The organism is Stenotrophomonas sp. PS02289 (genome assembly GCF_029960115.1).
Classification (GTDB): domain Bacteria; phylum Pseudomonadota; class Gammaproteobacteria; order Xanthomonadales; family Xanthomonadaceae; genus Stenotrophomonas.
Map to the genome: position 1 here is coordinate 1 of NZ_JASCOZ010000261.1, position 4,082 is coordinate 4,082.

Genomic DNA, 4,082 nt, shown 5'->3' on the forward strand with positions numbered 1-4,082 from the left:
GGGTTTGCGGGACACGCCGTGAATCCATCCCTGGAGGCTCGTCAAAAACATCCATGTTTTTGACGGTCCCGCAAACCCACCCCGCCCCACCTTCGACAGATGGTCGGTGGCCATGGGAAATCAAATGCACTTCCTGCGGATGCGCTATCGCTGACACGCATGGCGTGTCACTACACGGCTGGAATCACCGGAACGACCGGCATCATCTGGATGCTTGGGACCGGTAGGGTCGGTCGCAAGACGACCGCACGGACACTACCCACATCCGGTAACGACATGCATCCATCGACACCGCGCGCACCATCACCACGCGCAATGCATGTCGAAAACGACGAACAACAATCGATCACTGCACTGCCCCAAAAATCTCACCCCACCACAAACGAGACGCGCATCACACTCTCGAATCCCTTGCCTCGCAACGGATTCAACGCACTCCGTGCTCAATGCGCCATTTCCCCCGACCGAATGCGTCAGATCAAAATGTTCGATGGGAAAAATCGCATTCCGCTATCGTGCGTTTGTCCGCATGGTGGGCATCGGGAGTTTGAAAGCTCCGCAAGAGAATCGAAGTGCGTCCAATGCCGGGAGGGTGGCCCTATAAAACACCTTCGTGGGAAAAGGCTGCTCCGTCCTCTTGCACGGCTTTCAACCTCCCGGCTCCCCGCCATCCCGGCGGGGAGGTTCACCATGGAGCCTGTGTATGACCTCTCACACCAAAGCCCCCACGCGTCCCCGCATCGTCTACCACTGCCGCAAACCCCGCCGTGTGCGCGTAGAGGCGCTCACGCATCTGCGCGACGAACGACACCCTGACGACCCGCTCATCCCGTGCACGAAACTGCGCGGTATGTGGATGTGCAAATCCAGCGGCAACGTGGGTGCGGAGTACTTCGTCACCGATGGACCCAGGGCCATCCTGCTGACCATTGATGAAGCGACAGAAGAGCAGAAGCGTTGCATCGGACACGTGAGCCACACCCGCGACGCGTGACCGGTTCGGTAGCGCCGGCCGTTGGCCGGCGTTGCCGTTGGTCGTTGCATGTCGTTACCGGGCGTTGAGGATCTCCGTGCGGTCGTCTTGCGACCGACCCTACCGGCTCAACATCTCTGCGGAAGACAGATTTCCGGCCCGCCTAGCCAGGAAGGCCGTGAACCGAGGGCTTTTCGCACGAATCCAGCAGCAGCCACGCAGGGCGTGGCTTTACGGTGCTCTAACGTAGTCTACGAAGTCGAACGCGTACTCATGGCGCGCATCGGCTGGGTGATGCGTGCGCGATACCTCGGTCCACTGGGCCGGATCAATCTCCGGGAAGTGCACGTCAGCGTGCACCTCGGCATCCACCCAGGTCAGGTGCAATGCATCGGTCTGATCCAGCAGCTGCGCGAAAATCTCGCCGCCGCCGATCACGCACAACTCAGCAGCGCCCTCGCCTTCCGCGATCGCCCGGGCCTCGTCCATCGAGGCCACCGCGCGCATGCCCGCAAACGGCACCTGGCCGCTGCGGGTCAGCACCAGGTTGGTTCGCCCCGGCAACGCACGGCCCAGTGACAAGGCCGTCTTGCGCCCCATCACCACCGGCTTGCCCAGCGTCAGTGCCTTGAAGTGCTGCAGGTCGTCCGGCAAGCGCCACGGCAGGTCGTTGTCACGGCCAATGCCACGGTTGCGATCCAGCGCCACGATCATCGACAGCTTCACACCGCCACCGGTGCCTTGATTGCCGGGTGCGGGTCGTAACCATCAATGCGGATGTCGTCGAACTGGAAGCCGAACAGGTCTTTCACTTCCGGGTTCAACCACAGCGTCGGCAGCGCGCGCGGTTCGCGTGACAGCTGCTCGCGCGCCTGCTCGTAGTGGTTCGAATACAGATGCGCGTCGCCCAGCGTGTGCACAAAGTCGCCCACGCCCAGGCCGGTCGCCTGCGCCACCATGTGGGTCAGCAGCGCGTAGCTGGCGATGTTGAACGGCACGCCGAGGAAAATGTCGCCGCTGCGCTGGTACAGCTGGCAGCTCAGCTTGCCGTCCACCACGTAGAACTGGAACAGGTTGTGGCACGGCATCAGCGCCATCTGCGAAAGCTCGCCCACGTTCCACGCGCTCACCACCAGCCGGCGCGAATCCGGGTTGCGCTTGATCTCGTCCACCAGCCACTGCATCTGGTCGATGCTGCCGCCGTCGGCCGTGGCCCAGCTGCGCCACTGCTTGCCGTACACCGGGCCGAGGTCGCCGTTTTCGTCGGCCCATTCGTCCCAGATGCGGACCTGGTTGTCCTTCAGATAGCCAATGTTGGTGTCGCCCTTCAGGAACCACAGCAGCTCGTGGATGATCGAGCGCAGGTGCAGCTTCTTGGTGGTGACCAGCGGGAACCCGTCATTGAGGTTGAAGCGCATCTGCCAGCCGAACACGCTGCGCGTGCCGGTGCCGGTGCGGTCGGACTTCTCGCTGCCATGCTCCAGCACATGTTCCAGCAGATCCAGATACGCCTTCATGCCTTGCTTCCCTCAGCAGACGCCGGCGGGGCCACCGGCTGCAGCACCGGTGCGCGACGCGACAGCACCAGCAGCACCAGGCCGAAGGCCACCAGCGGCAGGCTCAGCAGCTGCCCGCGGGTGAACCAGTCGAACGCCAGGTACACGCCGTTGTCGGGCATGCGCACGAACTCCACCGCGAAACGGAACACGCCATACAACAACGCAAACAGACCCGACACCAGGTAACGCTGGCGCGGCTTGGCCGACACCGCCCACAGCACCGCGAACATCACCAGCCCTTCCAGCAGTGCTTCATACAGCTGCGACGGATGCCGCGCGTACTGATTCAGCGCACCGGTGGCGTACTCCGCCTTCAGCGTGGCCAGATCCATCTGGTTGAACGGGGCCGGCAGGCCGCTGGGGAAAATCACGCCCCAGGTGCCATCGGTGTACTTGCCCCACAGCTCGGCTCCGATGAAGTTGCCCAGCCGGCCAAAGCCCAGGCCAAACGGGACCAGCGGTGACATGAAGTCCAACGTGTCGAACAGGTGCAGGCGATGCTTGCGTGACCAGTACCAGCACGCAAACAGCACGCCCAGCAGGCCACCGTGGAAGCTCATGCCGCCGTCCCACACTTTGAACAGCAGCAGCGGGTTGTGCAGGAAGTCGCCCAGCGCATAGAACAGCATGTAGCCCACGCGCCCGCCCAGCACCACGCCCAACATGGCGTAGAAGAGCAGGTCGGAGAACCCGTTGGCGTCCACCCCCGGCAGGCGACCGGCGGCGATGCGCTTGCGGCCCAGCCACCAGGCGGCAATGAAGCCCAGCAGGTACATGATGCCGTACCAATGCACCTGGACCGGCCCAAGCGAGATGGCAATGGGGTCGATGTCGTGGAAATAGATCATGGGCAGCGCCTTGCAGGTCAGTGGGTATTCTACGGCCGCCCACCGCCTGGCTGACCGCCCGGTGGCTACAACAGCTGGGGCGTATTCGGCAGCCCGTCATCCTTGGACCCGCTGCCGGGCGGATAGTGCCGCGCCAATAGCGCGGAGACCTCGGCCACCGCCCGCAACACAGCATCCTGCAGGGCCCCTTCGCGCAGCAGCTGCTGCATGTGCGCGCACACGTCCTGCCATTCGTCCTCGCCCACCTTGCCGCGCAGGCCACGGTCGGCCACCAGTTCGATGGCGTGGTCGGCCAGCAGCAGGTAGATCAGCACCCCGTTGTTCTGTTCGGTGTCCCAGGTGCGCAGTTGGGCAAAGGCCTGCTGGGCGCGCTGGCGCGGGGTCACCCCCTGCCACAGGGCCATCCACGGCAGGTCGGCCTCCACCGCGAACATGACCTGCCCGCCGTGACGCTGCTCGCCAGCGGTGATCGCCTCGGTGATGGCCTGCAGGTGCTCGCCCGGAAACGCCCGGTGCACCGAAGGGGCCCAGAAGTGTCGCCATGCGCGCATCACCAGCCCCCCGAGGCACCACCGCCTCCCGATCGCCCACCACCACCGCCCCAGCCACCGCCGCCGCCGAAGCCGCCACCGCCCCCGAAACCACCGCCTCCACCCCAGCCCCCGCCACCCCAACCGGTGTTGCGGGCGAAGCGCCCGGCCC

At 64.6% G+C, this 4,082-nt stretch carries 5 protein-coding genes; 1 reads left to right on the top strand and 4 read right to left on the bottom strand.

Annotation, left to right across the window (positions count from 1 at the left end; translation table 11 throughout):
- Nucleotides 1-703: 703 nt before the first annotated feature.
- Nucleotides 704-994, top strand: a complete 291-nt coding sequence (locus QMX83_RS20585) for a hypothetical protein (RefSeq protein ID WP_282298485.1) — start codon at nt 704-706, stop codon at nt 992-994.
- A 210-nt stretch (nt 995-1,204) separates the two neighbouring features.
- On the opposite strand, the gene QMX83_RS20590 is transcribed toward QMX83_RS20585, so the two are convergent.
- From QMX83_RS20590 to QMX83_RS20605, 4 genes are all read right to left on the bottom strand, one after another.
- Nucleotides 1,205-1,699 (bottom strand): dihydrofolate reductase, encoded by a 495-nt coding sequence (locus QMX83_RS20590; RefSeq protein ID WP_282298486.1) that lies wholly within the window; start codon nt 1,697-1,699, stop codon nt 1,205-1,207.
- A complete protein-coding gene (locus QMX83_RS20595; protein ID WP_282298487.1) occupies nt 1,696-2,490 on the bottom strand; it encodes a thymidylate synthase in 795 nt (264 codons plus the stop codon). Before QMX83_RS20595 ends, QMX83_RS20590 begins: the two co-directional genes overlap by 4 nt.
- The gene (gene lgt / locus QMX83_RS20600) at nt 2,487-3,380 is read right to left on the bottom strand and encodes a prolipoprotein diacylglyceryl transferase (RefSeq protein WP_282298488.1); all 894 of its coding nucleotides are present in this window, start codon (nt 3,378-3,380) and stop codon (nt 2,487-2,489) included. Before lgt ends, QMX83_RS20595 begins: the two co-directional genes overlap by 4 nt.
- Before the next feature lie 65 nt (nt 3,381-3,445).
- On the bottom strand, nt 3,446-3,931 hold the full coding sequence (locus tag QMX83_RS20605) for a TPM domain-containing protein (RefSeq protein WP_282298489.1): 486 nt from the start codon (nt 3,929-3,931) through the stop codon (nt 3,446-3,448).
- Nucleotides 3,932-4,082 lie beyond the last annotated feature (151 nt).

Bases quoted from the DNA above. Each gene is read 5' to 3' on its own strand.
- QMX83_RS20595 (WP_282298487.1), bottom strand. From the start codon at position 2,490: ATGAAGGCGTATCTGGATCTGCTGGAACATGTGCTGGAGCATGGCAGC.
- QMX83_RS20585 (WP_282298485.1), top strand. From the start codon at position 704: ATGACCTCTCACACCAAAGCCCCCACGCGTCCCCGCATCGTCTACCAC.
- lgt (WP_282298488.1), bottom strand. From the start codon at position 3,380: ATGATCTATTTCCACGACATCGACCCCATTGCCATCTCGCTTGGGCCG.
- QMX83_RS20605 (WP_282298489.1), bottom strand. From the start codon at position 3,931: ATGCGCGCATGGCGACACTTCTGGGCCCCTTCGGTGCACCGGGCGTTT.